This window comes from Arenimonas sp. (assembly GCF_036275555.1).
In the GTDB taxonomy this organism is placed as follows: domain Bacteria; phylum Pseudomonadota; class Gammaproteobacteria; order Xanthomonadales; family Xanthomonadaceae; genus Arenimonas.
In genome coordinates, this window is the sequence record NZ_DASUDO010000046.1 from 24270 (window position 1) to 50690 (window position 26421).

The 26421-nt window shown below is 70.6% G+C and carries 22 protein-coding genes and 1 pseudogene; 18 read left to right on the top strand and 5 right to left on the bottom strand.

Going from position 1 to position 26421, the window contains the following annotated elements; all coding sequences use genetic code 11:
* Window positions 1-21: 21 nt before the first annotated feature.
* The 5 genes and pseudogenes from dapE to map form a co-directional block, all read right to left on the bottom strand.
* Window positions 22-1152, bottom strand: a complete 1131-nt coding sequence (dapE, locus tag VFV21_RS12290) for a succinyl-diaminopimelate desuccinylase (protein WP_329669712.1) — start codon at window positions 1150-1152, stop codon at window positions 22-24.
* Window positions 1149-1508, bottom strand: a complete 360-nt coding sequence (locus VFV21_RS12295; protein ID WP_329669713.1) for a Spx/MgsR family RNA polymerase-binding regulatory protein — start codon at window positions 1506-1508, stop codon at window positions 1149-1151. The genes dapE and VFV21_RS12295 overlap by 4 nt, the downstream gene beginning before the upstream one ends.
* Window positions 1505-2356 (bottom strand): annotated as a pseudogene (gene dapD, locus VFV21_RS12300) (2,3,4,5-tetrahydropyridine-2,6-dicarboxylate N-succinyltransferase); the annotation flags it as partial. The gene VFV21_RS12295 and the pseudogene dapD, both read right to left, overlap by 4 nt.
* Window positions 2328-4979: a [protein-PII] uridylyltransferase gene (glnD, locus tag VFV21_RS12305; protein WP_329669715.1), complete on the bottom strand. Its 2652-nt coding sequence runs from the start codon at window positions 4977-4979 to the stop codon at window positions 2328-2330. The pseudogene dapD and the gene glnD, both read right to left, overlap by 29 nt.
* Before the next feature lie 13 nt (window positions 4980-4992).
* Window positions 4993-5769 carry a type I methionyl aminopeptidase gene (map, locus tag VFV21_RS12310; protein WP_034211882.1) on the bottom strand — a complete coding sequence of 259 codons (777 nt, stop codon included), beginning with the start codon at window positions 5767-5769 and terminating at the stop codon, window positions 4993-4995.
* A 267-nt stretch (window positions 5770-6036) separates the two neighbouring features.
* Between map and rpsB the strand changes: the two genes are divergently transcribed.
* The 18 genes from rpsB to VFV21_RS12400 form a co-directional block, all read left to right on the top strand.
* Window positions 6037-6873 carry a 30S ribosomal protein S2 gene (gene rpsB / locus VFV21_RS12315; RefSeq protein WP_329669716.1) on the top strand — a complete coding sequence of 279 codons (837 nt, stop codon included), beginning with the start codon at window positions 6037-6039 and terminating at the stop codon, window positions 6871-6873.
* Window positions 6874-6975: 102 nt separating this feature from the next.
* Entirely contained in the window at window positions 6976-7851 is an 876-nt protein-coding gene (gene tsf / locus VFV21_RS12320; protein ID WP_034211881.1) for a translation elongation factor Ts, read from the top strand.
* A 260-nt stretch (window positions 7852-8111) separates the two neighbouring features.
* Complete coding sequence (gene pyrH, locus VFV21_RS12325; RefSeq protein WP_034211880.1) at window positions 8112-8834, top strand: UMP kinase; 723 nt, start codon at window positions 8112-8114, stop codon at window positions 8832-8834.
* Window positions 8835-8894: 60 nt separating this feature from the next.
* Window positions 8895-9452, top strand: a complete 558-nt coding sequence (frr, locus tag VFV21_RS12330; protein ID WP_290888418.1) for a ribosome recycling factor — start codon at window positions 8895-8897, stop codon at window positions 9450-9452.
* Window positions 9453-9466: 14 nt separating this feature from the next.
* Window positions 9467-10213 carry a polyprenyl diphosphate synthase gene (uppS, locus tag VFV21_RS12335; protein ID WP_329669717.1) on the top strand — a complete coding sequence of 249 codons (747 nt, stop codon included), beginning with the start codon at window positions 9467-9469 and terminating at the stop codon, window positions 10211-10213.
* A complete protein-coding gene (locus VFV21_RS12340) occupies window positions 10210-11037 on the top strand; it encodes a phosphatidate cytidylyltransferase (RefSeq protein ID WP_329669718.1) in 828 nt (275 codons plus the stop codon). Before uppS ends, VFV21_RS12340 begins: the two co-directional genes overlap by 4 nt.
* On the top strand, window positions 11022-12206 hold the full coding sequence (locus VFV21_RS12345; RefSeq protein WP_329669719.1) for a 1-deoxy-D-xylulose-5-phosphate reductoisomerase: 1185 nt from the start codon (window positions 11022-11024) through the stop codon (window positions 12204-12206). Before VFV21_RS12340 ends, VFV21_RS12345 begins: the two co-directional genes overlap by 16 nt.
* Window positions 12203-13537 (top strand): RIP metalloprotease RseP, encoded by a 1335-nt coding sequence (rseP, locus tag VFV21_RS12350; RefSeq protein WP_329669720.1) that lies wholly within the window; start codon window positions 12203-12205, stop codon window positions 13535-13537. The genes VFV21_RS12345 and rseP overlap by 4 nt, the downstream gene beginning before the upstream one ends.
* A 49-nt stretch (window positions 13538-13586) precedes the next feature.
* Entirely contained in the window at window positions 13587-16088 is a 2502-nt protein-coding gene (bamA, locus tag VFV21_RS12355) for an outer membrane protein assembly factor BamA (RefSeq protein ID WP_329669721.1), read from the top strand.
* Between the two features lie 10 nt (window positions 16089-16098).
* On the top strand, window positions 16099-17121 hold the full coding sequence (lpxD, locus tag VFV21_RS12360) for a UDP-3-O-(3-hydroxymyristoyl)glucosamine N-acyltransferase (protein WP_414638579.1): 1023 nt from the start codon (window positions 16099-16101) through the stop codon (window positions 17119-17121).
* 13 nt (window positions 17122-17134) lie between these two features.
* A complete protein-coding gene (gene fabZ, locus VFV21_RS12365) occupies window positions 17135-17599 on the top strand; it encodes a 3-hydroxyacyl-ACP dehydratase FabZ (protein WP_329669722.1) in 465 nt (154 codons plus the stop codon).
* Window position 17600: 1 nt separating this feature from the next.
* Window positions 17601-18371, top strand: coding sequence for an acyl-ACP--UDP-N-acetylglucosamine O-acyltransferase (gene lpxA / locus VFV21_RS12370; RefSeq protein WP_329669723.1), 771 nt, complete (start codon window positions 17601-17603; stop codon window positions 18369-18371).
* Between the two features lie 16 nt (window positions 18372-18387).
* Entirely contained in the window at window positions 18388-19584 is a 1197-nt protein-coding gene (gene lpxB, locus VFV21_RS12375; protein ID WP_329669724.1) for a lipid-A-disaccharide synthase, read from the top strand.
* Window positions 19581-20171 (top strand): ribonuclease HII, encoded by a 591-nt coding sequence (gene rnhB / locus VFV21_RS12380; RefSeq protein ID WP_329669725.1) that lies wholly within the window; start codon window positions 19581-19583, stop codon window positions 20169-20171. The genes lpxB and rnhB overlap by 4 nt, the downstream gene beginning before the upstream one ends.
* Before the next feature lie 115 nt (window positions 20172-20286).
* Entirely contained in the window at window positions 20287-20919 is a 633-nt protein-coding gene (locus VFV21_RS12385) for a hypothetical protein (protein WP_329669726.1), read from the top strand.
* 180 nt (window positions 20920-21099) lie between these two features.
* The gene (locus VFV21_RS12390) at window positions 21100-21726 is read left to right on the top strand and encodes a YkvA family protein (protein WP_329669727.1); all 627 of its coding nucleotides are present in this window, start codon (window positions 21100-21102) and stop codon (window positions 21724-21726) included.
* 116 nt (window positions 21727-21842) lie between these two features.
* Window positions 21843-25361, top strand: a complete 3519-nt coding sequence (gene dnaE, locus VFV21_RS12395) for a DNA polymerase III subunit alpha (RefSeq protein WP_329669728.1) — start codon at window positions 21843-21845, stop codon at window positions 25359-25361.
* 100 nt (window positions 25362-25461) lie between these two features.
* Window positions 25462-26421: acetyl-CoA carboxylase carboxyltransferase subunit alpha (locus tag VFV21_RS12400; protein WP_329669729.1), on the top strand; the 960-nt coding region annotated here is incomplete at its 3' end.

Below are 26421 nucleotides of genomic sequence, written 5' to 3' on the forward strand. Positions count from 1 at the left end.
TGGGAGAGCGGTAAGCGGGGGTCAGCGGGACAGCAGTCGCTCGGCGATGGCTCGGTAAAGCGCGGGGAGGCGCTCGAGCTCGGCCACGGCGACACGCTCGTCGACCTTGTGGATGGTGGCGTTCACCGGACCCACCTCCACCACCTCGGCGCCCAGGGGCGCGATGAAGCGGGCGTCCGAGGTGCCGCCGCCGGTGTTTTCGTCCGGCGTCGTGCCGCACTGCTCCATCAGCACCGCGCGCACCGCCGCGCGCAGCCTGCCCTCGCGGGTCAGGAAGGGTTCGCCGCCGCGGTGCCAGCGCAGGTCGTATTGCAGGCCGTGGCGGTCGAGCACGGCGTGCACTTCACGCTCCAGCGCTTCGGCACTCCAGCCCGGGTTGTAGCGGAAGTTGAACAGCACCTCGCAGTGCCCCGGGATGACGTTGTTGGCGCCGGTGCCGGAATGGATGTTCGAGACCTGGAAGCTCGAGGCCGGGAATTCCGGGTAGCCCTCGTCCCAGCGCCGCGCGGTGAGTTCGGCCAGCGCCGGCATCGCCTGGTGGATCGGGTTGCGGGCTTTCTCCGGGTAGGCCACGTGGCCCTGGATGCCGTGCACCGTGAGCGTGCCCGACAGCGTGCCGCGGCGGCCGACGCGCAGCAGGTCGCCCAGCACTTCTTTCGAAGACGGCTCGCCGGTGACGCAGAAATCGATGCGGCGGCCGGTGGCGCGGAAATGCTCGGCGACCTTGCGCACGCCGTCGATGGCGTCGCCCTCTTCGTCCGAGGTGAGCAGCAGCGCGACGGTGCCCGGATGGCCGGGGTTCGCGGCCACGAACTGCTCGAGCGCCAGCACGAAGGCAGCCACGCTGCCCTTCATGTCGGCGGCGCCGCGGCCGTACAGGTAGCCGTCGCGGATCGTCGGCGTGAACGGGTCGCTGGCCCAGGCGTCGCGCGGACCCGGCGGCACCACGTCGGTGTGGCCGAGGAAGCAGAGCACGTCGCCGCCCTCGCCGTGGCTGGCCCAGAGGTTCTTAACCGCGCCGAAGTCGATCTGCTCGCAGCGGAAGCCCGCGCGCGCCAGCCGTTCGGAAATCATGGCCTGGCAGCCGGCGTCGTCGGGGGTGACCGACGGCCGCGCGATCAGGTCGTTCGTGAGGGCCAGCACGTCGCTCATTTCTTGATCCCGAACCGAAGCTTCCAGCCGTTGTCGGTGAATCCTACGCTGACGGTGCCGTCGTCGGTCACCAGCACCGGGCGCTTGATGAGCGCCGGGTGCTCCTTGAGCAGCAGCGTCCACTCCGGGTCCGAGGCCGGCGAGTTGCGCGCCTCCGGCAGCTGGCGCCAGGTGGTGGAGGCCTTGTTGATCAGCCTGTCCCAGCCGCCCAGCTGCGCGGCCCAGGCCTTGAGCGTCTCCGCCGGCACGCGGTTCGCCCGGTAGTCGGTGAACTCGTGCGCCAGCTCGAAGCGCTTGAGCCAGTTGCGCGCCTTCTTGCAGGTGTCGCAGGAATCGAGGCCGTAGACCGTGGTCATTCCACCGCACCCCGCAACAGCTCGTTCACCGAGGTCTTGGCGCGCGTCTTGGCGTCTACCTGCTTCACGATCACGACGCAGTACAGCGAGTACTTGCCGTCGGCCGAGGGCAGCGAGCCCGAGACCACGACGCTGCCGGCCGGCACGCGGCCGTAGCTGACCTCGCCGGTGGCGCGGTTGTAGATGCGGGTGCTCTGGCCGATGAACACGCCCATGCCGATCACGCTGCCCTTCTCCACCACCACGCCCTCGACCACTTCGGCGCGGGCGCCGATGAAGCAGTCGTCCTCGATGATCGTCGGGCTGGCCTGCAGCGGCTCGAGCACGCCGCCGATGCCGGCGCCGCCCGAGAGGTGGCAGTTCTTGCCGATCTGGGCGCAGCTGCCGACCGTGGCCCAGGTGTCGACCATGGTGCCGGCGCCGACGTGGGCGCCGATGTTCACGAAGCTCGGCATCAGCACCACGTCCTTGCCGATGTGCGCGCCGGCGCGGACGATCGCGCCCGGCACCACGCGCGCGCCCAGCTTCTGGAAGTCGCCTTCGTCGAAGCCCTCGAAGCGCAGCGGCACCTTGTCCCAGAACGGCGCGGGGTAGCTTTCCACCAGCTGCATGTCGTTGACGCGGAAGTACAGCAGCACGGCCTTCTTCAGCCACTCGTTCACCTCCCAGCCCTTGCCGGCCGGCGCGGCGACACGGGCCTTGCCGGATTCGAGCAGCGCGATCGCCTCCTCCACCGCCGGGCGGGTGGAGCCCTCGATCTCGGCGGCGCTCAGCGTGGCGCGGCGCTCGAACGCGTCCTCGATGATCGCCTGCAGCTGCTCAAGGGCGGGCTTCTTTCTTGCCATGGTCCGTCTCTCCGTCGACGCAGGCCACGATGGCCTGGCTCAGCTTGTCCAACAGGGCCTGGTCCTCGACGGCGCGGTCGCGCTCGTCGGTGAGCAGGAAGAAATCCTCGACCTTCTCGCCGAAAGTGGCGATGCGGGCGTCGTGCACGCGCAGGTGGTGCTGGCGCAGCACCTGGGCCACGCCGGCCAGCAGCCCGGGCTGGTCGGTGCAGACCAGGCTCATGCGCGTGCGGCGGCCATCGGCCACGGTGTCGAAGGCGACGCGCGCCGGCACCCGGAAGTGGCGCAGCTGCCGCGGCGCGGCGCGGCGCGCCGGGCGCACGCGCGCGGGATCGCGCAGCGCGGCCTTGATCGCCGCCACCACGGCATCGGCCTCGGGCGCGACGCCCTGCGGCGCGATCAGCTGGAAGGTGTCGAGCGCATGGCCGTCGCTGGAGTTGAGCACGCGCGCCTCGAGCACGTTCAGGCCGAGGCGGTCGAGCGTGGCCACCAGCGCCGCGAACAGGCCGTCGCGGTCAAGCGCGCGCACGAACACCTCCAGCCCGCCTGCCTGCAGGTGCGGGCGCACCAGCACCACGGTGTCGCCGGCGTCGGATTCGGCGATGCCGCGCGTCTGCCACGCGATCTGCTCGGGCCGGTAGCGCAGGAAGCCGACATCGGGATACGCCGCCCAGATCGCCTGCACCGTCGCCTCGTCCAGGCCTTCGCCCAGCAGCCGTTCCATCGCCTTGGCGCGGGTCTCGGCCATGATCTCGTTGGCGTGCACCGGGTTCTCGAGGCCGCGGCGCAGCGCGAAGCGCGTGGCCGAGTACAGGTCGGCCAGCAGCCGGTCCTTCCACGCATTCCAGAGCTTGGGGCTGGTGCCGGCGATGTCGGCGCAGGTCAGCAGGTACAGGTAGTCGAGGTGCTCGCGGTCGGCGACCTTGTTGGCGAAGCGCGCGACGACCTCGGGGTCGGAGATGTCCTGGCGCTGCGCGGTCACCGACATCAGCAGATGCTGCTCGACCAGCCACGCCACCAGGTCGCCGTCGGCCGCGGGCAGTGCGTGCACCGCCGCGAACTCGCGCGCGTCCACCGCGCCCAGCTCGGAGTGGTCGCCGCCGCGGCCCTTGGCGATGTCGTGGAAGAGCCCGGCCAGCAGCAGCAGGTGCGGCTTGCGCAGGCGCGGCAGCACCTCGTGCGCGATCGCGAAGCGCTCGTCGATGCGGCGCGCGAAGCCGTCCATGTGCGCGAGCACGGTGAGCGTGTGCTGGTCGACCGTGTAGACGTGGAAGAGGTCGTACTGCATGCGCCCCGACACCCTGCCGAACGCCGGCAGGTAGCGCGCCAGCACGCCCAGCCGGGCCATGCGCGTCAGCGTAGCGACGGCCTGCGGCGATTCCAGCAGCGCCATGAACTGCCGGCGCACTTCCGGCGGCTGCTCGTCGCAGGGCCGGATCGCCGACAGCGATTCGCCCAGCGCCCGCGCCGTTTCCGAATGCAGGCCGCGGGCCTGCGGCGCCCGGTCCCAGGCCGCGAACAGTTCGAACATCGGGGCCGCGCCCCCGCGCAGTCGCTCCGGCGCGCGCATCGCCAGGTAGCCGTGGCGGAGCTCGTAGCCGTCGGCCACCGGCACCGGCGATTCCTCGCCCGAAAGCTGCTCCTCGAAGCGCTGCAGCAGGCGGTCGTTGATCCGCATCACGGTGGCGGCGCTGCGGAAGAAGCCCTGCATCATCTGCTCGACCGCGAGGTTGTCGCGGTGTTCGTCCTTTAGGCCCAGCATCGCCGCCAGCGTCTTCTGGTGGTCGAAGCCCAGGCGCTCCTCGCGCCGGCCAGCCAGCAGGTGCAGGCCGAAGCGCAGGCGCGCCAGCTGGCGCCACTCGCGCTCGAGGCTGGCGCACTCGTCCTCGCCCAGCAGGCCCAGCGGCACCAGCGCGCGCAGGCCGGGTACGCCGTAAAGGCGCATGCCCATCCAGGTCACGGTCTGCAGGTCGCGCAGGCCGCCCGGGCCTTCCTTGAGGTTGGGCTCGAGGTTGTGGGCGGTGTCGTGGAAGCGGGCGTGGCGGGCGCGCTGCTCCTCGCGCTTGGCGGCGAAATACTCGGCCGGCGGCCACAGCACGGCGGGGGACAGCGCGGCGGCCAGGGCCGCGGGGGCACCGTCGTCGCCGGCCAGCGCGCGGCACTCCATCAGCGAGGTCAGCACGGTGATGTCCTCGCGCCCGGCCTCGACGCACTGCGCCAGCGAGCGCACCGCCTGGCTGGTGGCCAGCCCGGCGTCCCAGAGCAGGGAGAAGAAGCGGCCGATCGCGGCCTCGTGCGCCTGCTGGGCGGCGGGTTCGCCCAGCACCAGCAGGTCGATGTCGGATTGCGGGTAGAGCTCTGCCCGGCCGTAGCCGCCGGTGGCCAGCAGCTGCAGCGGCGCACCGGGTGGCAGGCAACGGGCCCAGGCCGAGGCCACCACGGCATCGCTGGCCTCGCAGCACAAGCCGACCAGGCGGTCGATTGCCTCCCCGGCCTCGAAGCGGCGGCGCAGGTCGGCGCGGCGGGCGGCCAGGCCGGCCTTGGCGGCCTCGCGCCAGGCAGCGTCGTCGGCGGCCGCGGACAGGGCCGCGGCCAACGGGGGTTCGGGCGTGGGGACGGCGCTCACCGGCCGGCCCCGGTCACAGCTCGTTGTCGTCGCCGGGCAGGCGGGTCAGGATCTCGACGCCGTCGTCGGTGACGGCCACCGTGTGCTCCCACTGGGCCGACAGCGACTTGTCGCGGGTGACCACGGTCCAGCCGTCGCCGAGCAGTTTGGTGTGGCGGCTGCCCTCGTTGATCATCGGCTCGATGGTGAAGGTCATGCCCTTCTGCAGCACGATGCCGGACATCGGCTGGCCGTAGTGCAGCACCTGCGGGTCCTCGTGGTAGATCTGGCCGATGCCGTGGCCGCAGTACTCGCGCACCACCGAGAAGCGCTCGCCCTCGGCGTACTTCTGGATGGCATGGCCGATGTCGCCCAGGGTGGCGCCCGGCTTGACCACGCGGATGCCGCGGAACATGGCCTCGCGCGTCACCTCGACCAGGCGCCGGGCCTTGATGCTGGGCTCGCCGACGAAGTACATCCGGCTGGTGTCGCCGTGCCAGCCGTCCTTGATGACGGTGACGTCGATGTTGATGATGTCGCCGTCCTTGAGGACCTTGGACTCGCTCGGGATGCCGTGGCAGATGACGTTGTTGACCGAGGTGCAGACCGTGGCAGGGAAGCCCTTGTAGCCGACGTTGGCCGGGATCGCCTTCTGGACGTCGACGATGTGGTCGTGGCAGATCCGGTCCAGCTCGGCCGTGGTCACGCCCGGCTTCACGTGGGGGGCGACGACCTGCAGCACCTCGGCGGCCAGGCGGCCGGCGACGCGCATGCGCTCGATGTCTTCGGGGCTCTTCAGGGTGATCCTCATGGGCCGGGATTATCCATTACTTGCGGGGGGTTAGGCCAGCGGGCTATACTCCCGCGGCTCGAAACGGCCCGTTCCCCCAACGGCACGGTCCGCCTTCGAACCGCCCACGCCGGGCGTCACCGGTGAATACACACACCAGGCCATCCCCCGTCCCGGGGTGCCTCGGGACTTCCCGAGGTTCGAGACGGCCGCCTGGTGGAGGCCCAACCCCGGAGCTCCGAAGCCGCCAGCGTGCGGCCGGCTCCCTGTCGTGAAAGGAAATTCGCAATGTCCCAGGTCACCATGCGCCAGATGCTGGAAGCCGGCGTGCACTTCGGCCACCAGACCCGCTACTGGAACCCCAAGATGGGCCCGTACATCTTCGGCGCCCGCGGCAAGATCCACATCATCAACCTCGAGAAGACCCTCCCGCTCTTCGTCGACGCGATGAACTTCATCTCGGGCATCGCCCAGAAGCGCGGCACCGTGCTGTTCGTCGGCACCAAGCGTTCGGCGCGCGAGTCCATCAAGGAAGAGGCCATCCGCTGCAACATGCCGTACATGAGCATGCGCTGGCTGGGCGGCACCCTGACCAACTTCGCCACCGTGAAGAAGTCGGTCGCCCGCCTGAAGGAGCTCGAGGCCGCCGAGACCGACGGCACCTTCGAGAAGCTGGTCAAGCATGAAGTGCTGACCCTGCGCCGCGAGCGCGACAAGCTGGAAGCGTCGCTGGGCGGCATCAAGGAAATGAACCGCCTGCCGGACGCGCTGTTCGTGATCGACATCGGCCACGAGAACATCGCCGTGCAGGAAGCCAAGAAGCTCGGCATCCCGGTCATCGCCGTGGTCGACACCAACTACGACCCCAACCTGGTCGACTACCCGATCCCGGGCAACGACGACGCCATCCGCGCCGTGCAGCTGTACGTTCGCGCCGCGGCCGACGCCGTGCTCGAGGGCAAGGCCGCCTCGCCGCAGGCCCACGTGGCCGCCGACGAGTTCGTCGAGCTCGACGCCGAGGGCAACCCGGTCGCCAAGGAAGACAAGAAGGCCGCCCCGCGCGGTCCGCGTCCGCCGCGCGACGACGCCAAGCGCGCCCCGCGCGGTCCGCGCGCCGCCAAGTAAGTCACCGCGGCGTCATGCCGCGGCGCCAGAGTGCGCCGCGGCACCTGTTCCGGCCGAGGCGACCCCGCGTCGCCGCGGCTCCCACTGATTCTGGAGAACCCCATGGAAATCACCGCATCCCTGGTCAAGGACCTGCGCGAGCGCACCGGCGCCGGCATGATGGAGTGCAAGAAGGCGCTCACCGAGAACGCCGGCAACATCGACGCCGCCGCCGAGTGGCTGCGCAAGTCGGGCCTGGCCAAGGCCGACAAGAAGGCCGACCGCGTCGCCGCCGAAGGCCGCATCGTGGCCGCGCAGGACGGCGGCAAGGCCGTGCTGGTCGAGGTCAACTCCGAGACCGATTTCGTGGCCAAGGACGACAACTTCCTGGCCTTCACCGCCGCCGTCGCGCAGGCCGCGCTGGCCTCGGGCGCCGCTGACGCGGAAGCCCTGAAGTCGGCCAAGCTCGCCTCGGGCGAGACGGTCGAGGAAGGCCGCGCCGCGGTCATCGCCAAGGTCGGCGAGAAGGTGGACGTGCGCCGCCTGGCCCGCGTCGACACCACGAACCACGTGGCCGCCTACATCCATGGCGGCCGCATCGGCGTGCTGGTCGAGCTCAAGGGCGGCGACGCCGAGCTGGCCCGCGGCATCGCCATGCACGTGGCGGCGATGAACCCGCCGTACAACAAGGCGGCCGACGTGCCGGCCGACTTCCTGGCCAAGGAAAAGGAAATCGAGCTGGCCAAGATGTCCGACAAGGACCGCGCCAAGCCGGCCGAGATCCTCGAGAAGATCATCGGCGGCAAGGTCGCCAAGATCGTCAACGAGGTCACCCTCTACGGCCAGCCGTACGTGCTCAACACCGACCTGTCGGTCGAGGCCACCCTGAAGGCCGCCGGCGCCGAAGTCATCGGCTTCCAGCGCCTGGCCGTCGGCGAAGGCATCGAGAAGGTCGTAGAGGACTACGCCGCCGAAGTCGCCAAGGCCATGGCGGTCTGAAAGACCTCCCGCAAGTCACGAAAAACCCGGCTCCGGCCGGGTTTTTTGTTTTGGCCACTGATGAACACAGATGAACACCGATAGGTCAAAAGCGCTTGGAATGGACCTTGGACCCAATCCAGTGTTTTTGCTTTATCCGTGTTCATCTGTGTTCATCAGTGGCTAAGACAGCTCCATCCCAGAAGCATCGGGATTGAAGTCCCTCCCACAGGGCCGCGATCGGCTAGAATCTGCGCGTTTGCCTGCCCCCGGAGAGACCCATGAGCACCGCCCCCCTCAAGTACCGCCGCATCCTGCTCAAGCTGTCCGGCGAGGCCCTGATGGGGAACGTGGATTACGGCATCGACCCGGTGGTGATCAGCGACCTGGCGGCCGAGATCGTCGCGGTGCAGCGCGCCGGCGCCGAAGTGGGCCTGGTGATCGGCGGCGGCAACATCTTCCGCGGCGCCGGCCTGGCCGCCGCCGGCATGGACCGCGTCACCGGCGACCACATGGGCATGCTGGCCACCGTGATCAACGCGCTGGCCATGGCCGATGCGCTCGAGAAGCAGGGCGGCTTCGCCCGCGTGATGAGCGCCATCAAGATCAACGAGGTCTGCGAGGACTACATCCGCCGCCGCGCCATCCGGCACATGGAGAAGGGCCGCATCGCCCTGTTCGCGGCCGGCACCGGCAACCCCTTCTTCACCACCGACTCGGCCGCGGCCCTGCGCGCCAGCGAGATCGGCGCCGACCTGCTGCTCAAGGCCACCAAGGTCGACGGCATCTACGACGCCGACCCGAAGAAGAACCCGGGCGCGAAGAAGTTCGACCGCCTGAGCTACGACGAGGTCATCGCCCGCAACCTGCAGGTCATGGACACCGCCGCCTTCGCCCTGTGCCGCGACAACCAGGTGCCCCTGCGCATCTACGACATGATGCAGCCCGGCGCCCTGATGCGGATCCTCCGGGGCGAGGACCTGGGCACCCTGGTCTGCGCCTGAACCACCGGCCCCCTGCCCGCCTATAATGCGCGACTGCCCAGATTCGACGCGGAGCCCCAGATGCTGAACGACATCAAGAAAGACGCCACCACCCGCATGGCCAAGAGCGTGGACGGCTTCCGCCAGGAGCTCACCAAGCTGCGCACCGGCCGCGCCACCACCGCCCTGGTCGACCACCTGAAGGTGAACTACTACGGCTCGGACATGCCGCTGTCGCAGGTGGCCACGGTGTCGGTCGCCGACGCGCGCTCGCTGCTGATCACGCCCTGGGAGAAGGGCATGGTCGCCGCGGTCGAGAAGGCCATCCTGTCCTCCGACCTGGGCCTGAACCCGAACACCGCCGGCACCGCCATCCGCATCAACCTGCCGCCGCTGACCGAGGAGCGCCGCAAGGAGCTCTCCAAGCACGTGCATGCCGAGGGCGAGAATTCGAAGGTCGCCATCCGCAACATCCGCCGCGACGCGATCCAGCACGTCAAGGAACTGCTGAAGGAAAAGCAGGTCACCGAGGACGACGCCCGCCGCGCCGAGGACGAGATCCAGAAGCTCACCGACAAGCACGTCAAGGACGTGGACGAGGTGGTGAAAGCCAAGGAACAGGAACTGATGGCGGTCTGAGCCACGCCGCCCGAATGTCCGCCGCCCCGCCCGCCGCGCGCCTGCCCCGCCACCTCGCCGTCATCATGGACGGCAACGGGCGCTGGGCCGAGCGCCGCCAGCGCCCGCGCACCCTCGGCCACCGCGCCGGGGCCAAGGCCGTGCAGGTGTGCGTCGACTACTGCCTGGACCGCGGCATCGAGGCCCTCACCCTGTTCGCCTTCTCCAGCGAGAACTGGAACCGGCCGCAGGAGGAAGTGGGCGCGCTGATGAAGCTGTTCCTGCGCATGCTCGATTCCGAGGTGGACGAACTGCACCGCCGCGGCGTGCGCGTCGCCTTCCTCGGCGAGCGCGCCCAGTTCCCGGAGGCGATCCGCGTCCGGATGGCGCAGGCCGAGGCCGCCGCGCCGGCCAACCCGCGCCTGGTGCTGACGATCGCCGCGGGCTACGGCGGCCGCTGGGACATCGCCCAGGCCTGCCGCCACCTGGCGGCCGAGGCCGCCGCGGGCCGGCTCGATCCGTCCTGCATCGACGAGACCCTCGTCGGCCGCCACGTCGGCCTGGCCGACCTGCCGGCCCCCGATCTTTTCATCCGCACCGGCGGCGACCTGCGCATCAGCAATTTCCTGCTGTGGCAGCTGGCCTACACCGAGCTGTGGTTCACCGAAACCCTCTGGCCCGACCTCGATCGCACGGTGCTGGATGCCGCCCTCGCCGACTTCGCCGACCGCGAACGTCGCTTCGGCCTGACCAGTGCCCAGGTGGCCGGGAGCAACGCATGAGCCGGCGCCAGCGCGTCACCACCGCCCTGATCCTCGCGCCGCTGCCGATCCTGGCGCTGCTGTTCCTGCCCACGCCCTGGCTGGCGGCGCTGGTCGCCGCGGTGATGCTGGCGGGCCTGTGGGAGTGGACGGCCTTCGCCGGGATCGAGGACAAGACTCCGCGCATCCTGTTCCTGACCGCCAATGCGCTGATGATGGCGGCCCTGGTCTGGGGCGGCGGGCCGAGCCTGTTCACGCTCAAGCTGGTGGGCCTGGTCGGCGTGGCCTGGTGGGGCCTGGTCTGCCTGTGGCTGGCGCGCCCGGGCTTCGGCACCGGCGACAGCCAGCGCGCCCGCGGGCTGAAGCTGCTGGCCGGCAGCCTGTGCGTGGTCCCCGCCTGGTGCGCGCTGGGCTGGCTGCATTCCGAGGGCGAGTTCGGCCCGCGCTGGACCCTGTTCGCGGTGCTGCTGGTGTGGGCCGCTGATAGCGGCGCCTACTTCGCCGGGTCGCGCTGGGGCCGCCGCAAGCTGGCGCCCGCGATCAGCCCGGGCAAGACCTGGGAAGGCGTCTGGGGCGGCCTCGCGGCCAGCGCACTGCTGGCGCTGGCGGCGCTGCCGCTGCTGGGCTTGGGCTGGGCCTCGCTGCCGGCGCTGGTGCTGCTGACCGTGCTGACGGCGGCGATCTCGGTGGTCGGCGACCTGTTCGAGAGCCTGATGAAGCGGCACTCCGGCGTGAAGGATTCCGGCGCGCTCTTCCCCGGCCACGGCGGCCTGATGGACCGGCTCGACAGCCTGCTGGCCGCGCTGCCGGTGTTCGTGGTGGGCAAGGCATGGCTGGGCCTCTGAAGACGATCGCGCTGCTGGGGGCCACCGGATCGATCGGCGGCTCCACCCTCGACGTCGTCGCGCGGCACCCCGGGCGCTTCCGGATCGGCGCGCTCAGCGCCCACTCGCGGGTCGATGAACTGCTGGCGCTGTGCGCGCGGTTCCGGCCCGATTCAGCGGTCATCACCGACCCGGACGGCTACGCCGCCCTGCGCGACGGGCTGCGTGCGCTGGGCCTGCCCACGCGCGCGCTGGCGGGGCCGGCCGCCCTGGACGAGATCGCCGCCGACCCGGCCAACGACATCGTGGTGGCCGCCATCGTCGGCGCCGCCGGCGTTGCCTCCACCCTGGCCGCGGCCCGCGCGGGCAAGCGCCTGCTGCTGGCCAACAAGGAATCGGTGGTGCTGGCCGGCGACCTGCTGATGCAGGCGGTGGCGGCGGGCGGCGCCACCCTGCTGCCGGTCGACAGCGAGCACAACGCCATCTTCCAGTGCCTGCCGGCCGACGGCGGCCGCGGCGGCGTGCGCCGCCTGCTGCTCACGGCCTCCGGCGGCCCCTTCCGCGGCCGCCGCCGCGACTCGCTGGCCGCGGTCACGCCCGACCAGGCCTGCGCGCACCCGAACTGGGTGATGGGCCGCAAGATTTCGGTCGATTCCGCCACCCTCATGAACAAGGGCCTGGAGGTGATCGAGGCACGGCACCTGTTCGGCCTGCCGGCCGACCGCATCGAAGTGGTGGTGCACCCGCAGAGCGTCATCCACTCGCTGGTGGACTACGTGGACGGCTCGGTGCTGGCCCAGCTGGGCAACCCGGACATGCGCACCGCGATCGCCTACGGCCTTTCCTGGCCCGAGCGCATCGATTCGGGCGTGGCGCCGCTGGACCTGGCGGCACTGGCGCGCTTTGACTTCGAGGCGCCCGACCTGGCCGCCTTCCCCTGCCTGGCGCTGGCCTTCCGCGCGCTCGAAGCCGGCGGCACCGCGCCCGCGGTGCTGAACGCGGCCAATGAAATCGCCGTTTCAGCCTTTCTTCAGGGCGAACTGGGTTTCCTAGGCATTCCCGACCTCATCCAGGCCTGCCTCGACGCCATGCCCGCATCGCCCGCCGGCTCCCTGGACGACCTGATGGCCACCGACGCCGAAGCCCGCCGCCTGGCGCGCGGGCTCGTGGCTCGCGGGGGCGCGCGATGACCGAGTTCTTCGGCTCGATCTGGTGGCTGATCGTCAGCCTGGGCATCCTCGTCACCTTCCACGAGTTCGGCCACTACTGGGTGGCGCGGCGCTGCGGCGTGCGCGTGCTGCGATTCTCGGTCGGCTTCGGCAAGCCGCTCTGGACCCGGCGCGGCAAGGACGGCACCGAGTACGTCGTGGCGATGCTGCCGCTCGGCGGCTACGTGAAGATGCTCGACGAGCGCGAGGTCGAAGTGGCCCCGCACGAGCGCCACGAAAGCTTCAACGCCAAGTCGGTCTGGCAGCGCATCGCCATCGTCGCGGCCGGGCCGGTGGCGAACCTGCTGCTGTGCATCGCCCTGCTCTGGCTGATGTTCGTGATCGGCAAGCCCGACGCCGTGCCCGAGCTCGGGCGGGTCGAGGGCATCGCGGCCGAGGCCGGGTTCCAGCCGGGCGACCGCCTGCTGGCCGTGGGCGAGCGCGAGACGCCGACCTGGACCGACGCCGGCATCGCCCTGTCCACCGCCATCATGGATCGCGAGCCGACCGCGGTGCGGGTCCGCACCGCCGAGGGCCGCGAGGCGGTCCGGCAGCTGCCGCTCGACCGGCCGGGCCAGGTCCTGCGCGAAGAGCAGCCGTTCGAGGACCTGGGCTTCATGCTGCGCTTCCCGCCCGTGGTCGGCGGCGTCCAGCCCGGCGGCGCCGCCGAGGGCCGGCTGCAGGTCGGCGACCGCATCGTCTCGATCGCCGGCGAGCCCCTGCTGGGCTACGACCAGATCGGCCCGGCCCTGCAGCGCCTCTCCGCCCCCGGCCGCACCCTGGACCTGGTGGTCGAGCGCGGCGGCCAGCGGGTGACCGTGCCGGTGGACCCCCGCCTGGTCGGCGAGGGCGAGGCCGCCACCTGGATCCTCGGCATCCTGGCCGCGGCGCCGGAACAGGACGCCCTGCTGCGCTACAACCCGCTCCGGGCGGTCCCGGTGGCCCTGGCCCAGACCGGCCAGATGGCCTCGGACGTGGCCGGGATGCTCTGGCGGATGGTCACCGGCAAGGCCTCGCTGCAGAACATCTCGGGCCCGATCACCATTGCCCGCGTCGCCCACGGCAGCGCCAGCCTGGGCCCGGCCTGGTTCCTGAACTTCCTCGCGATCTTGTCCCTGAGCCTTTGCATCATGAACCTGCTGCCCATCCCGGTCTTGGATGGGGGGCACCTGCTGTATTACCTTATCGAGCTGGTCAAGGGCAGCCCGGTCGGCGAGCGTGCGCTCGTGGCGGGCCAGTACATCGGCTTGGCCATGCTGGCCAGCCTCATGGGACTGGCCTTCTACAACGACATTCTCCGGCTCGGTTCCTGACCCCACCCCTTTCGCGGGCGCCCGTGCGCCCGCCGCCAACGGATTGATGATGACGCGACCCATTGCTCGCCGCTGCCTCCTGAGCCTCGCGCTCGCCGCCGCCCTCGCCGGGCCCGTGCAGGCGCAGAACCAGCCCGCCTTCACGGTCTCCGACATCCGCGTCGAGGGGCTGCAGCGCATCTCCGCCGGCACGGTGTTCACCTACCTGCCGGTCGAAAAGGGCGACACCCTGGACCGCAGCACCTCGGCCGAGGCGATCCGCGCGCTGTTCCAGACCGGCTTCTTCAGCGACGTCCGGCTCGAGCGGCAGGGCGACATCCTGGTCGTGGTGGTCACCGAGCGGCCCGCCATCAACACCATCACCCTGACCGGCAACAAGGACATCAAGTCCGAGGACCTGCTGGCCGGCCTGCGCAACATCGGCCTGGCCGAGGGCGAGACCTACAACCCGCTGGCCCTGGACCGCGTCACCCAGGAGCTGATCCGCCAGTACAACAACCGCGGCAAGTACAACGCCTCGATCACCCCCTCGGTGGCCAACCTCGACCGCAACCGCGTCGACATCACGATCACCGTGGTCGAAGGCAAGGCCTCGCGCATCAGCGACATCAACATCGTCGGCAACGAGGCCTACCCCGAGTACGAGATCCGCAAGGGCTGGGAATCGGGCACCACCAACTGGCTGTCCTGGTACCGCCGCGACGACCAGTACTCGCGCGAGAAGCTCTCGGGCGACCTCGAGAAGCTGACCAACTTCTACCTCGACCGCGGCTACGTCGACTTCAACGTCGAGTCCACCCAGGTCGCGATCAGCCCCGAGAAGCGCAACATCTTCGTCACCGCGAACATCGCCGAGGGCGAGGTCTACACGATCTCCTCGACCAAGGTCTCGGGCGACACCATCCTGCCGATCGAGGACATCGAGAAGCTGGTCATCCTCAAGGAAGGCGACACCTTCTCGCGCCGCCTGGTCGAGCTGACCACCGACGCCGTCATCGCCACCCTGGGCAACATCGGCTACGCCTTCGCCCAGGTGAACCCGGTGCCGGACATCGACCGCGAGAAGCGCACGATCGGCATCAACTTCTTCGTCGACCCGGGCCCGCGCGTGCAGGTCCGCCGCATCGTCTTCAAGGGCAACGTCGGCACCTCCGACGAGGTCATGCGCCGCGAGATGCGCCAGTTCGAGGGCGCGTGGTTCTCGCAGGCCGCGATCGACCGCTCGAAGATCCGACTGCAGCGCCTGGGCTTCTTCGAGGAGGTCGACATCGAGACCCCCGAGGTCGCCGGCCAGCCGGACCAGGTCGACCTGGTCGTCAACGTCAAGGAGCGCAACTCGGGCCAGTTCACCTTCGGCCTGGGCTACCAGCAGAACTTCGGCCTGGTGACCACCATCCAGCTGGTGCAGAACAACTTCCTGGGCACCGGCAACCGCGTCAGCCTGTCGGCGCAGAACAACAGCTTCTCCAACCAGTTCTCGCTCGGCTTCACCGACCCGTATTTCACCGACGACGGCGTCAGCCTGGGCTACAACCTCAGCTACAGCGACTACAGCTACTCGAACCGCGACGCCAACCTGGCGCAGTTCGACAACGCCGTGGCCTCGGGCGAAGTGATCCTGGGCATCCCGCTGACCGAGACCGACAGCATCAGCATGTCGCTCGGCATCGACCGCAACCAGATCAGCACCGACGACTTCGCCACCCCGCCGCTGCTCATCGACTACTTGGTGGATGCGCTCGGCGACCGCGCGCGCTTCCCGCAGTTCCACGTGCCCGACGACACCGATCCCAACACCCCGATCGAGAACGACGACGCCGACCCCACCACCACCGACCCGCTGACCCTGGGCCCGAACCGGCGCTGGAACGTCAACGCCTGGCGCCTGAAGACCGGCTGGCAGCGCGATTCGCGCAACGACTTCCTGATGCCGACCCGCGGCACGCTGCATCGCATCGGCGCCGAGTTCGTGCTGCCGGGCAGCGACCTCGAGTACTACCGCCTGAGCTACGTGTTCGAGAACTACCGCCCGATCACCTCGTGGCTGGGCCTGAAGTCGGCGCTGGACATCGGCTACGGCGACAGCTACGGCGTCACCAAGGACCGCAACTGCCGCGTCTACGACGACTTCGGCAACATCGTCACGGGCGCCACCCAGCAGTGCGGCATGCCGTTCTTCAGCAACTACTACGCCGGCGGCCCGAGCTCGGTGCGCGGTTTCGAAGTCAACACCATCGGTCCGTTCTACCGGTTCACCGACACCTTCCGCCAGCCGATCGGCGGTCCGTTCAAGACCGTGGGTACCTTCGAGTTCTTCTTCCCGACCCTGTTCGACAACCGCAGCACGCGCCTGTCGGCCTTCATCGACTACGGCAACATCTACAACGGCGTCGACGAGTGGGAAGCCAAGACCCTGCGCATCTCGACCGGCCTGGCCGTGCAGTGGCAGTCGCCGATGGGCCCGATCTCGATCAGCTACGCGCTGCCGCTGCAGCGCGAGCGCACCGACCAGGTCGAGCGCCTGCAGTTCACCTTCGGCGGCCAGTTCTGAGGCAGCCGCCCTGGCCGCCCCGCCGCCCCGCTTCGACCTGGCCGGCCTCGCCGGCCGGTTCGGGCTAGAACTGCGCGGCGATGGCAGCGTCCTGATCGATGGCGTCGGCACCCTCGCGGGTGCCCGCGCCGGCCAGGTCAGCTTCCTGGCCAACCCTCGCTACCGCGCCGAGCTGGCCGGCACCGCCGCCAGCGCCGTCATCGTCTCCGCGGCGGACGCCGGCGATTGCCCGGTGCCCTGCCTGGTCGCGAAATCCCCGTACACCGCGTTCGCCAAGGTCGCCGCGCTGTTCGAAACGCCCGCGGCGCCCGCGCCCGGCATCCACGCCCTGGCCACGGTGGACCCGACCGCCCAGGTCGACGCCGGCGCCGAGGTCGGCCCGTTCTGCAGCATCGGCGCCCGCAGCCGCATCGCCGCCGGCGCCGTGCTCGGCCCGGGCTGCGTGGTCGGCGAGGACTGCGTGGTCGGCCCCGGCAGCGTGCTGGTGGCGCGCGTCACGCTGGTGGCGCGGGTGCGGCTGGGTGCGCGGGTGCGCGTGCATCCGGGCGCCGTGCTCGGCGCCGACGGCTTCGGCCTGGCGATGGACGCCGGCCAGTGGATCAAGGTGCCGCAGTTGGGCGGCGTGGTGGTCGGCGACGACTGCGAGATCGGCGCCAACACCTGCATCGACCGCGGCGCGATCGAGGACACCGTGCTGGCCGAGGACGTGCGCCTGGACAACCTGATCCAGGTCGGCCACAACGTCCGCATCGGCGCCCACACCGCGGTCGCCGGCTGCACCGCCATCGCCGGCTCCGCGCGCATCGGGCGCTACTGCCTGATCGGCGGCGCGGTGGGCATCACCGGCCATCTCGAGGTCTGCGACCGGGTGACCGTCACCGCCATGAGCCTGGTGACCCAGTCGATCACCGAACCGGGCGAATATTCCTCCGGCATGCCGGTGCAGGACAGCCGCCAGTGGCGCCGGAATGGCGCCCGTTTCAGGCAATTGGACCAGCTGGCGCGTAAGATAGGCGCCCTGTCCAAGGATTGACGCAAGGAACCCGATGAGCGACGACGCCATCAAGCTGCCCGTGGATGTCTCGTGCATCCTGCACCTGCTGCCCCACCGCTACCCCTTCCTGCTGGTGGACCGGGTGGTCGAGCTGGAGCCCAACCAGCGGATCCGGGCCTACAAGAACGTCACCTTCAACGAGCCGTTCTTCCAGGGCCATTTCCCGGGTCGTCCGGTGATGCCGGGCGTGCTGGTGGTCGAAGCCATGGCCCAGGCCGGCGGCCTGCTGACCCAGCTCTCGCAGCCGCGCGACAAGATCAGCGAAGGCAAGCTGTTCTACCTCGTGAAGGTGGACAACGCCCGCTTCAACCGCATGGTGGTGCCGGGAGACAAGCTCGACTTCGAGGTCAAGGTCAAGCGCCTGATCCGCAACATGGCGCTGTACGACTGCGCCGCCAGCGTCGATGGCCAGGTGGTCGCCAGCGCCGAGATCCTCTGCGCCGAAGGCAAGGAATGACATGATCCACCCGAGTGCGCAGATCGATCCTGGAGCGCGGCTGGGCGCCAACGTCCGGGTCGGCGCCTTTGCGGTCATCGGCCCGGACGTCGAGGTCGGCGACGACAGCCGCATCGGCCCGCACTGCGTCATCACCGGGCCGACCCGGCTCGGCCGCGGCAACGTCATCCACGCCCACGCCACGATCGGCAACGACCCGCAGGACAAGAAGTTCCGCGGCGAGCGCACCGAGCTGGTGATCGGCGACCGCAACACCATCTTCGAGTTCACCACGATCAGCCGCGGCACCGCCGACGGCGGCGGCATCACGCGCATCGGCGACGACAACTGGATCATGGCCTACGTGCACGTCGCCCACGACTGCATCATCGGCAACCAGTGCATCCTCGCCAACAACGCCACCCTGGCCGGCCACGCCGTGCTGGGCGACTGGGTGATCCTGGGCGGCTTCGCGGCCATCCACCAGTTCTGCAAGATCGGCGACCACGCCTTCATCGGCATGGGCAGCCTGGTCAATGCCGACGTGCCGCCGTTCGTGATGGTGGCCGACAAGTACGCCGGGCCGCGCGGCATCAATGCCGAGGGCCTCAAGCGCCGCGGCTTCGACGCCGAGCGCATCGCCGCGATCAAGCGCGCCTACCGGGCGCTGTACATGTCGGGCAAGCCGATGGCCGAGGTCCGCGAGCAGCTGGCCCAGGGCGCCACCGAATCGCAGGACGTGCGGCTGATGCTCGAGTTCATCGAGCGCAGCGCGCGCGGCCTGCTGCGCTGACCCGCGCGCACCGGCCGTGGCCGGCATCACCCTGACGCCCTCGCTCGAGCTGGCCCTGGCGGCCGGCAAGAAGCTGCGCATCGCCGTGGTGGCGGGCGAGGCCTCGGGCGACCTGCTGGCCTCGGGCCTGGTGCGCGAACTGCGGCTGCGCTTCCCCACGGCCGAGTTCGCGGGCGTCGGCGGCGAACACCTGCGCGCGGCCGGCCTGGACACCTGGCACGACTGCTCCGAACTGGCGGTGATGGGCCTGGCCGAAGTGCTGCGGCACCTGCCGCGCCTGCTGCGCCTGCGCCGCGCCCTGCACCGGCGCCTGCTGCAGTGGCGGCCCGACGTCTTCATCGGCGTGGACGCACCCGACTTCAACCTCGGCCTCGAGCGCCGGCTCAAGCAGGCCGGCATCCGCACCGTGCACTACGTCAGCCCCTCGGTATGGGCCTGGCGCGAGGGCCGCGCGGCGAAGATCGGCCGCAGCGCCGACCGCGTGCTCTGCCTGTTCCCGATGGAGCCGCCCATTTACGAGCGCCATGGCGTGGACGCGCGCTTCGTCGGCCACCCGCTGGCCGACGCCTTCCCGCTCGAGCCTGATCGCGACGCCGCGCGCGAGCGGCTCGGCCTGCCGGGCGAGGCGCCGGTGCTGGCCCTGCTGCCCGGCAGCCGGCTGGGCGAGATCGACCGCCTGTTCCCGGAATTCATCGAGGCCGCGCGCCGCGTCACCGTGCAGGTGCCGGGCCTGGTCGTGGTGGTGCCGGCGGCCAATCCCGGCTGCCGCGCCGCCATCGAACAGGGCCTGATCGCCCGGCCCTTGGCCAACGTGGTGGTGACCGACGGCAAGGCGCACGACGCCATGGTCGCCTCCGACGTGGTGCTGCTGGCCTCCGGCACCGCCGCGCTGGAGGGCCTGCTGGCGAAGCGCCCGATGGTGGTGGGCTACCGCATCTCCGCGCTTACCTACCGCATCGTGATGCTGCTGGGGATGATGCGCGTGAACCGCTACAGCCTGCCCAACGTGCTGGCCAACGAGCCGATCGTGCCGGAGCTGATGCAGCAGGACTGCACGCCGGAGAACCTGGCCGAAGCGGTGATGCACTGGTTCCGCAGCCCCGATGCGCGGGCCGCGCTGCTGCCGCGCTACCAGCACATCCACCTGAAGCTGCGCCGAGATGCCTCGTCCGCGGCCGCCGACGCCGTGGCCGAACTGCTGGCCGCGCCGTGAGCGAAGCGCGCGTCGCCGGCGTCGACGAAGCCGGCCGTGGGCCGTTGGCGGGGCCGGTCGCGGTCGCGGCGGTGATCCTCGACCCCGCGCGCCCGATCGCCGGCCTCGGCGATTCCAAGGCGCTGAGCGAAGCGCGCCGCGAAGCGCTGGCGCCGCTGATCCGCGAGCGCGCCTTGGCCTGGCACCTCGAGCTGGTGCCGATCGAGGAGATCGACCGCCTCAACATCCTGCACGCCACGATGGCCGGCATGGCGCGCGCCGTGCGCGCGCTCTCGCCCGCGGCCACGCTCGCGCTGGTGGACGGCAACCGCCTGCCGCCGGGCCTGCCCTGCCCTGCGCAGGCGCTGGTGAAGGGCGACGCGCGCGAGCCCGCGATCATGGCGGCGTCGATCCTGGCCAAGGTCGCGCGCGACCACCTGATGCGCGAACTCGAGTCCGCGCATCCCGGCTACGGGTTCGCGCTGCACAAGGGCTATCCCACGCCCGAACACCTCGAGGCCCTGCGCCGGCTGGGCCCATGCCCGCAGCATCGACGCAGTTTCGCGCCGGTGCGCGCCTGCCTGGCGACCGCGCTGCCGGGCATTTGACAGGCGCGCCGGGCAGGCGTAGACCAAGACTTGCATCCCGCCGGATGCGGCTGCCCGCGGCACCCGCCGACCAGCCACGCGCAGCGCCCTCCACCGGCCGGCAGCGAGACCTGCCATGCGCCATGACGCCCCCCTCCCCGCGACACCCGCCCTGCCCCTGCACGCCGCGCGCGCCGGCCTGCTGGGCGATCCCCGCGACGCCCCGGTCACGCTCGGCCACCAGGCCGTCGCCGACTTCAACGCCCTGCTGCACGAACTGCATCCGGACGCCCCGCACGTCGAGGCCGCCGCCATCGCCAGCGTCGCGCGCTGGCTGGTCGAGCTGCCGCCGGCACAGTCCGAGGCGCTGCTGCAGGCGCGCCTGGGCCGCCTGCAGGAGCTGCGCGACCTCGCCGTCGATCCCGACTGGGGGCTGGAGCCGGCGCTGGCGCGACGCATCTACCGCCTGCTCGACTACGTCTCGCAGCCGCGCGACCTGATTCCCGACGACCTGCCGCGCGTCGGCCGGCTCGACGACGCGCTGCTGGTGGAGCTGGCCTGGCCGATGGTCGCGGAGGAGCTCGAGGACTTCCGCGATTTCTGCCGCTTCCGCGACGAATCCGGCGCGCATTTCGGCGGCCACCCCGGTCGCGACGACTGGCTGGCCGCGCGCATGGAGGAAGGTGCGCTGTGGGAGCAGCTGCATCGCGTGCGCAGCCATCCCTACGTCGAATACGGCCCCGGCGATGGCACCTTGCGCGTGGTGTGACGACGCGTCGCGGCGACTCGGCGCACGAAACTGTCGCGACGCTGAATTAGCCCGGACGTCACGCTGACTTCAGGGCGTCGTGGCGCGCGCTGCAACGGTCCATGCTGGCCGCGCATCCCAGAGGATGTGCGCAGGCCCCGGAATGGTTCCGGTGGCCCGCGGCCAAACCGGAAGACCGCCATGAACGCCCGCCACGACCCCGCCCCGCTCGACCTGCCGCTGCCGCCGGAATCGCGTGACTCGCGCCGCCGACAGGTCGGGGAGATCGAACTGCGCGATGCCGCCGTGCAGCAGTTCAACCAGCTGCTCGCGCAGATCGCCCCCAACGCCCCGCGCGTCAGCGCCGACCAGCTCGTCACCCTGGCGCGCTGGCTGCAGGACCAGCCGCGCGAGCACGCCGTCGCGATCTTGTCCGAGCGCCTGGCGCGCGCCGAGCACCTGCGCCGCATGCTCAACGACACCGATTGGGACGTCTGCGTGGACACCCGCGAACGCGCGCGCATGCTGATCAGCTACCTGCAGCAGGTGGACGACCTGATCCCCGACACCCAGCCGCTGCTCGGGCAGCTCGACGACGCGCTGCTGGTCGAACTGGCGTGGCCGGCCTTCGCCGACGAAACCCTGGACTACCGCGACTTCTGCCGCTTCCGCGCCGACGAGCGCCCCCGCGGCACCCCGCGCGAGCGCCGCCTGGCCTGGGAGACCGCCTGCCTGGCCGAGGTCGCGCTGCTCCAGCAGCGCCGCCAGGTCCGCGCCCGCCACTACATCGGCGGCGAGCCGCTGCAGGCGCTGTTCCGCGTGGGCTGAACCCGGGCACGCGGTCGATTCCACGGGGCGGGCGGCAGGGCCTGGCAACAGGGACTGTCAAGCCTTGTCCGCCCCCACCCTCGGGGTAAACTGCCGGTCGGCCATCGGTCCCCGGCATGACGCCAAGCTTCGTCCACCTGCACCTGCACAGCGAGTACTCGCTCACCGACTCGACCATCCGCATCCCGGAGCTGGTCGGGCGCTGCGCGGCGCTGGGCATGCCTGCGGTGGCGATCACCGACACCAGCAACCTGTTCGCGCTGGTGAAGTTCTACAAGGCCGCCGAACCCGCCGGCCTCAAGCCGCTGGCCGGCGCCGACCTCTGGCTCGCCGGCGACGGCGGCCCGCCCTCGCGGCTCACCCTGCTCTGCCAGGACCGCAGCGGCTACCTGGCGCTGTCGCGGCTGATCAGCCGCGCCTTCCTCGAAGGCCACGCCGGCGATTACGTGGCGATCGAACCCGAATGGCTCTACCGCGACTGCGCCGGCCTCGTCGCCATCGCCGGGCGCGAGAGCCTGCTCGGCCAGCTGCTGGCCGCGGGCCGCGAAGAGCAGGCCGGACGCCTGTTGGGCGAATGGCGCGCCGCCTTCCCCGATCGCCTGTACCTGGAGCTCACCCGCACCGGGCGCGACGGCGAGGAAGCCTTCAACGCCGCCGCCGTGGCGCTGGCCGGCCACCACGACCTGCCGCTGCTGGCCAGCAACGACGTGCGCTTCCTTTCGCCCGACGACTTCGACGCGCACGAGGCGCGCGTGTGCATCGCCACCGGCCGCGTGCTCGACGATCCCAAGCGGCCGCGCGACTACAGCCGCGAGCAGTACCTGAAGTCGCCCGAAGAAATGGCGGAGCTGTTCGCCGACCTGCCCGAGGCGCTGGAAAACACCGTCGAGCTGGCCAAGCGCTGCAACCTCGAGCTGAGCCTGGGCAAGTACTACCTGCCGGATTTCCCGGTGCCCGAGGGCCACACGCTCGACAGCTGGATCCGCGAGGAGTCGCACCGCGGCCTCGACGGCCGCCTCGCCAAGTTCGAAGTCGCGCCGGGCCACGACGCCGCGGGCTATCGCGCACGCCTGGACACCGAGCTCGACGTCATCTGCAAGATGGGCTTCCCCGGCTACTTCCTGATCGTCGCGGACTTCATCAACTGGTCCAAGCGCAACGACATCCCGGTCGGCCCCGGCCGCGGCTCCGGCGCCGGCTCGCTGGTGGCCTGGGCGCTGGGCATCACCGACCTCGATCCGATCCGCTACGACCTGCTGTTCGAGCGCTTCCTGAACCCGGAACGCGTGTCGATGCCCGACTTCGACATCGACTTCTGCATGGACCGGCGCGACGAGGTGATCGACTACGTCGGCCACAAGTACGGCCGCGACAAGGTCAGCCAGATCATCACCTACGGCACGATGGCGGCGAAGGCGGCGATCCGCGACTGCGGGCGCGTGCTGGGCTATCCGTACGGCTTCGTGGATTCGGTGGCCAAGCTCATCCCGCTGACGCTGGGCGTCACGCTCGACGACGCGCTGGGCCTGAGCGAGGCCGCGAAGAAGAACGCCGACCTCGCCTCGTCCGAGCTGATCCAGCGCTACCGCGACGAGGACGACGTGCGCGACCTGGTCGACCTGGCGCGCAGCCTGGAAGACCTCACGCGCAACGCCGGCAAGCACGCCGGCGGCGTGGTGATCGCGCCGACGCCGCTGACCGACTTCAGCCCGCTGTTCGCCGAACACGTGGCCAAGGGCGAGACCGCCAAGTCGGTGGTCACGCAGTTCGACAAGGACGACGTCGAAGCAGTCGGCCTGGTGAAGTTCGACTTCCTGGGCCTGCGCACGCTCACCATCATCGACTGGGCGGTGAAGGCCATCAACGAACGGCGCAGGCGCGCCGACGTCCCGCCGCTGGACATCCTGGCGCTGCCGCTCGATGACCCGCAGACCTACGCGCTGCTGTCCAAGGGCCTGACCACCGCGGTGTTCCAGTTCGAATCGCGCGGCATGAAGGAGTACATCAAGAAGCTCCAGCCGGCGCACTTCGAGGACCTGATCGCGCTGGCCGCGCTGTACCGCCCCGGTCCGCTGGGCGCGGGCATGGTCGACGACTTCATCGACCGCCGCCACGGCCGCGCCGACGTCAGCTACCCGCATCCGCTGCTCGAGGCCATCCTCAAGCCCACCTACGGCGTGATCGTCTACCAGGAACAGGTGATGCAGATCGCCCAGGTCCTGGCCGGCTACTCGCTCGGCGGCGCCGACCTGCTGCGCCGCGCGATGGGCAAGAAGAAGCCCGAGGAGATGGCCAAGGAGCGCGTGAAGTTCGAGGCCGGCGCCGAGGCGCAGGGCATCGCCGCCAGCGTCGCCAGCCCGATCTTCGACCTGATGGAGAAGTTCGCGGACTACGGCTTCAACAAGTCGCACTCCGCCGCGTACGCGCTGGTGGCCTACCAGACCGCGTGGCTCAAGGCGCACCACCCGGCCGAGTTCATGGCCGCGACGATGTCCTCGGACATGGACAACACCGACAAGGTGGTGACCTTCCTGGAGGAATCGCGCGAGATCGGGCTGTCGGTGCTGGCGCCGGACGTCAACGAATCGGACTACATGTTCGTCGCGCTGGACCCGAAGACCGTGCGCTACGGCCTGGGCGCGGTGAAGGGCGTCGGCCGCGGCGCCTGCGAGTCGATCGTCGAGGCGCGCCAGGCCGGCGGGCCGTTCCGCGACCTGCTCGATTTCCTGAGGCGGGTGGACTCGTCCAAGCTCAACCGGCGCGTGCTGGAAGCGCTGGTCAACGCCGGCGCGCTCGATGCGCTTGGCGCCAACCGCGCCTCGCTGATGCTGCAGCTGCCCGAGGTGATCAAGGCCACCGAACAGCTGGCGCGCGAACGCGCCGCCGGCCAGGTGTCGCTGTTCGGCGGCGGCGGCGCGGAACCCGGGATCCACCTCGACCTGCCCGAGGTGCCCGACTGGCCGCTGGAAACCAAGCTGCTGGGCGAGCGCGAGACGCTGGGCCACTACCTCAGCGGGCATCCGCTCGACCCCTGGCGCGGCGAACTGCAGTCGCTGGTGGGCGTCACCCTGGCCGACCTCGATTCGCTCTGGAGCGCGAAGAAAGATCGCCGCGGCGAGGCCGCCGTGGTGCTGGCGGGCATCGTCACGGCCACGCGGCGGCGCGGCGACACGATGGGCTTCGCGCGCATCGAGGACGGCCGCGGCCAGCTCGAGGTCGCCTTCTTCCGGGAGGCCTTCGCCGAGTGCGCGCACCTGCTCTCGCGCGACCGCATCCTGCTGGTCGAGGGCAACCTGGCCGAGGACCAGTTCAGCGGCGGCTTCGTGCTGCGCGCGCGCCAGTGCTGGGACTTCCGCGCGCTGTGCGCCCAGCATGCGCGCCGGCTGGCGCTCACCGTGGACCTGCGCGCGCAGGGCACTTGGGATCGGCTGCAGCAAGTGCTGGCCGGCTTCCGGCCCGGCGCCACGCCGCTGCGCCTGGACATGCTCACCCCGGCCCGGGCCCGCGGTTCGCTCGACGTCAACGGCAGCGAGGGCGTCCGCACCGAGCCCGAGCTGATCAGCCAGCTGCGCGCCCTGCCCGGCGTCTCCCAGGTCACCCTCCACCTGCACCGCCCCTGGCAGCAGGGCGGCTGACCGCCTCCCGCCGGCGGGCCGGGGGCGGTAGAATCGCCGCCCTAGACCCTTTGCTCTAGACGGCCCGGCCCAAGCTGGCGCGTCTGAACCGAGACACCGCATGAATCCGAACTTCCTCGATTTCGAACAGCCCATCGCCGAACTGGACGCCAAGATCCAGGAGCTGCGCAAGGCCAGCACCGGCCCCGCGGTCAACATCGAAACCGAGGTCAAGGGCCTGGAGGACAAGCTGCGCGCGCGAACCGCCGAGATCTTCAAGGCGCTCACGCCCTGGCAGATCTCCCAGCTGGCGCGGCACCCGCAGCGGCCCTACACCAACGACTACATCGGCCTGATGTTCGAGGAATTCCACGAGCTGGCCGGCGACCGCGCCTTCGCCGACGACGCCGCCATCGTCGGCGGCCTGGCCCGCATGGACGGCCGCGCCGTGATGGTGATCGGCCAGCAGAAGGGCCGCGATACCAAGGCCAAGATCAAGCGCAACTTCGGCATGCCGCGCCCCGAGGGCTACCGCAAGGCGCTGCGCCTGATGAAGCTCGCCGAGAAGTTCGGCGTGCCGATGCTCACCTTCGTGGACACGCCCGGCGCCTACCCCGGCATCGGCGCCGAGGAGCGCGGGCAATCGGAGGCGATCGGGCGCAACCTCTACGCCATGGCGGGCCTGCGCGTGCCCGTGGTGGTCTCGGTGATCGGCGAGGGCGGCTCCGGCGGGGCGCTCGCCATCGCGGTGGGCGACGTGACGCTGATGATGCAGTACTCGACCTACTCGGTGATCTCCCCCGAGGGGTGCGCCGCGATCCTGTGGAAGAGCGCGGAGAACGCCGGCGAGGCGGCGGAGAGCCTCGGCATCACCGCCACGCGCCTCAAGTCCCTCGGCGTGATCGACAAGGTGGTGCCCGAGCCCCTGGGTGGCGCCCACCGCGACCCGGTCGAATCGGCCAAGAGCCTCAAGAAGGCGATCCAGGAAAGCCTGCGCACCCTCCAGGACCTCGACACGGACGAGCTGCTGGAGCGCCGGCAGGACCGCCTCGTGAACTTCGGGAAGTTCAAGGAGCTGGCG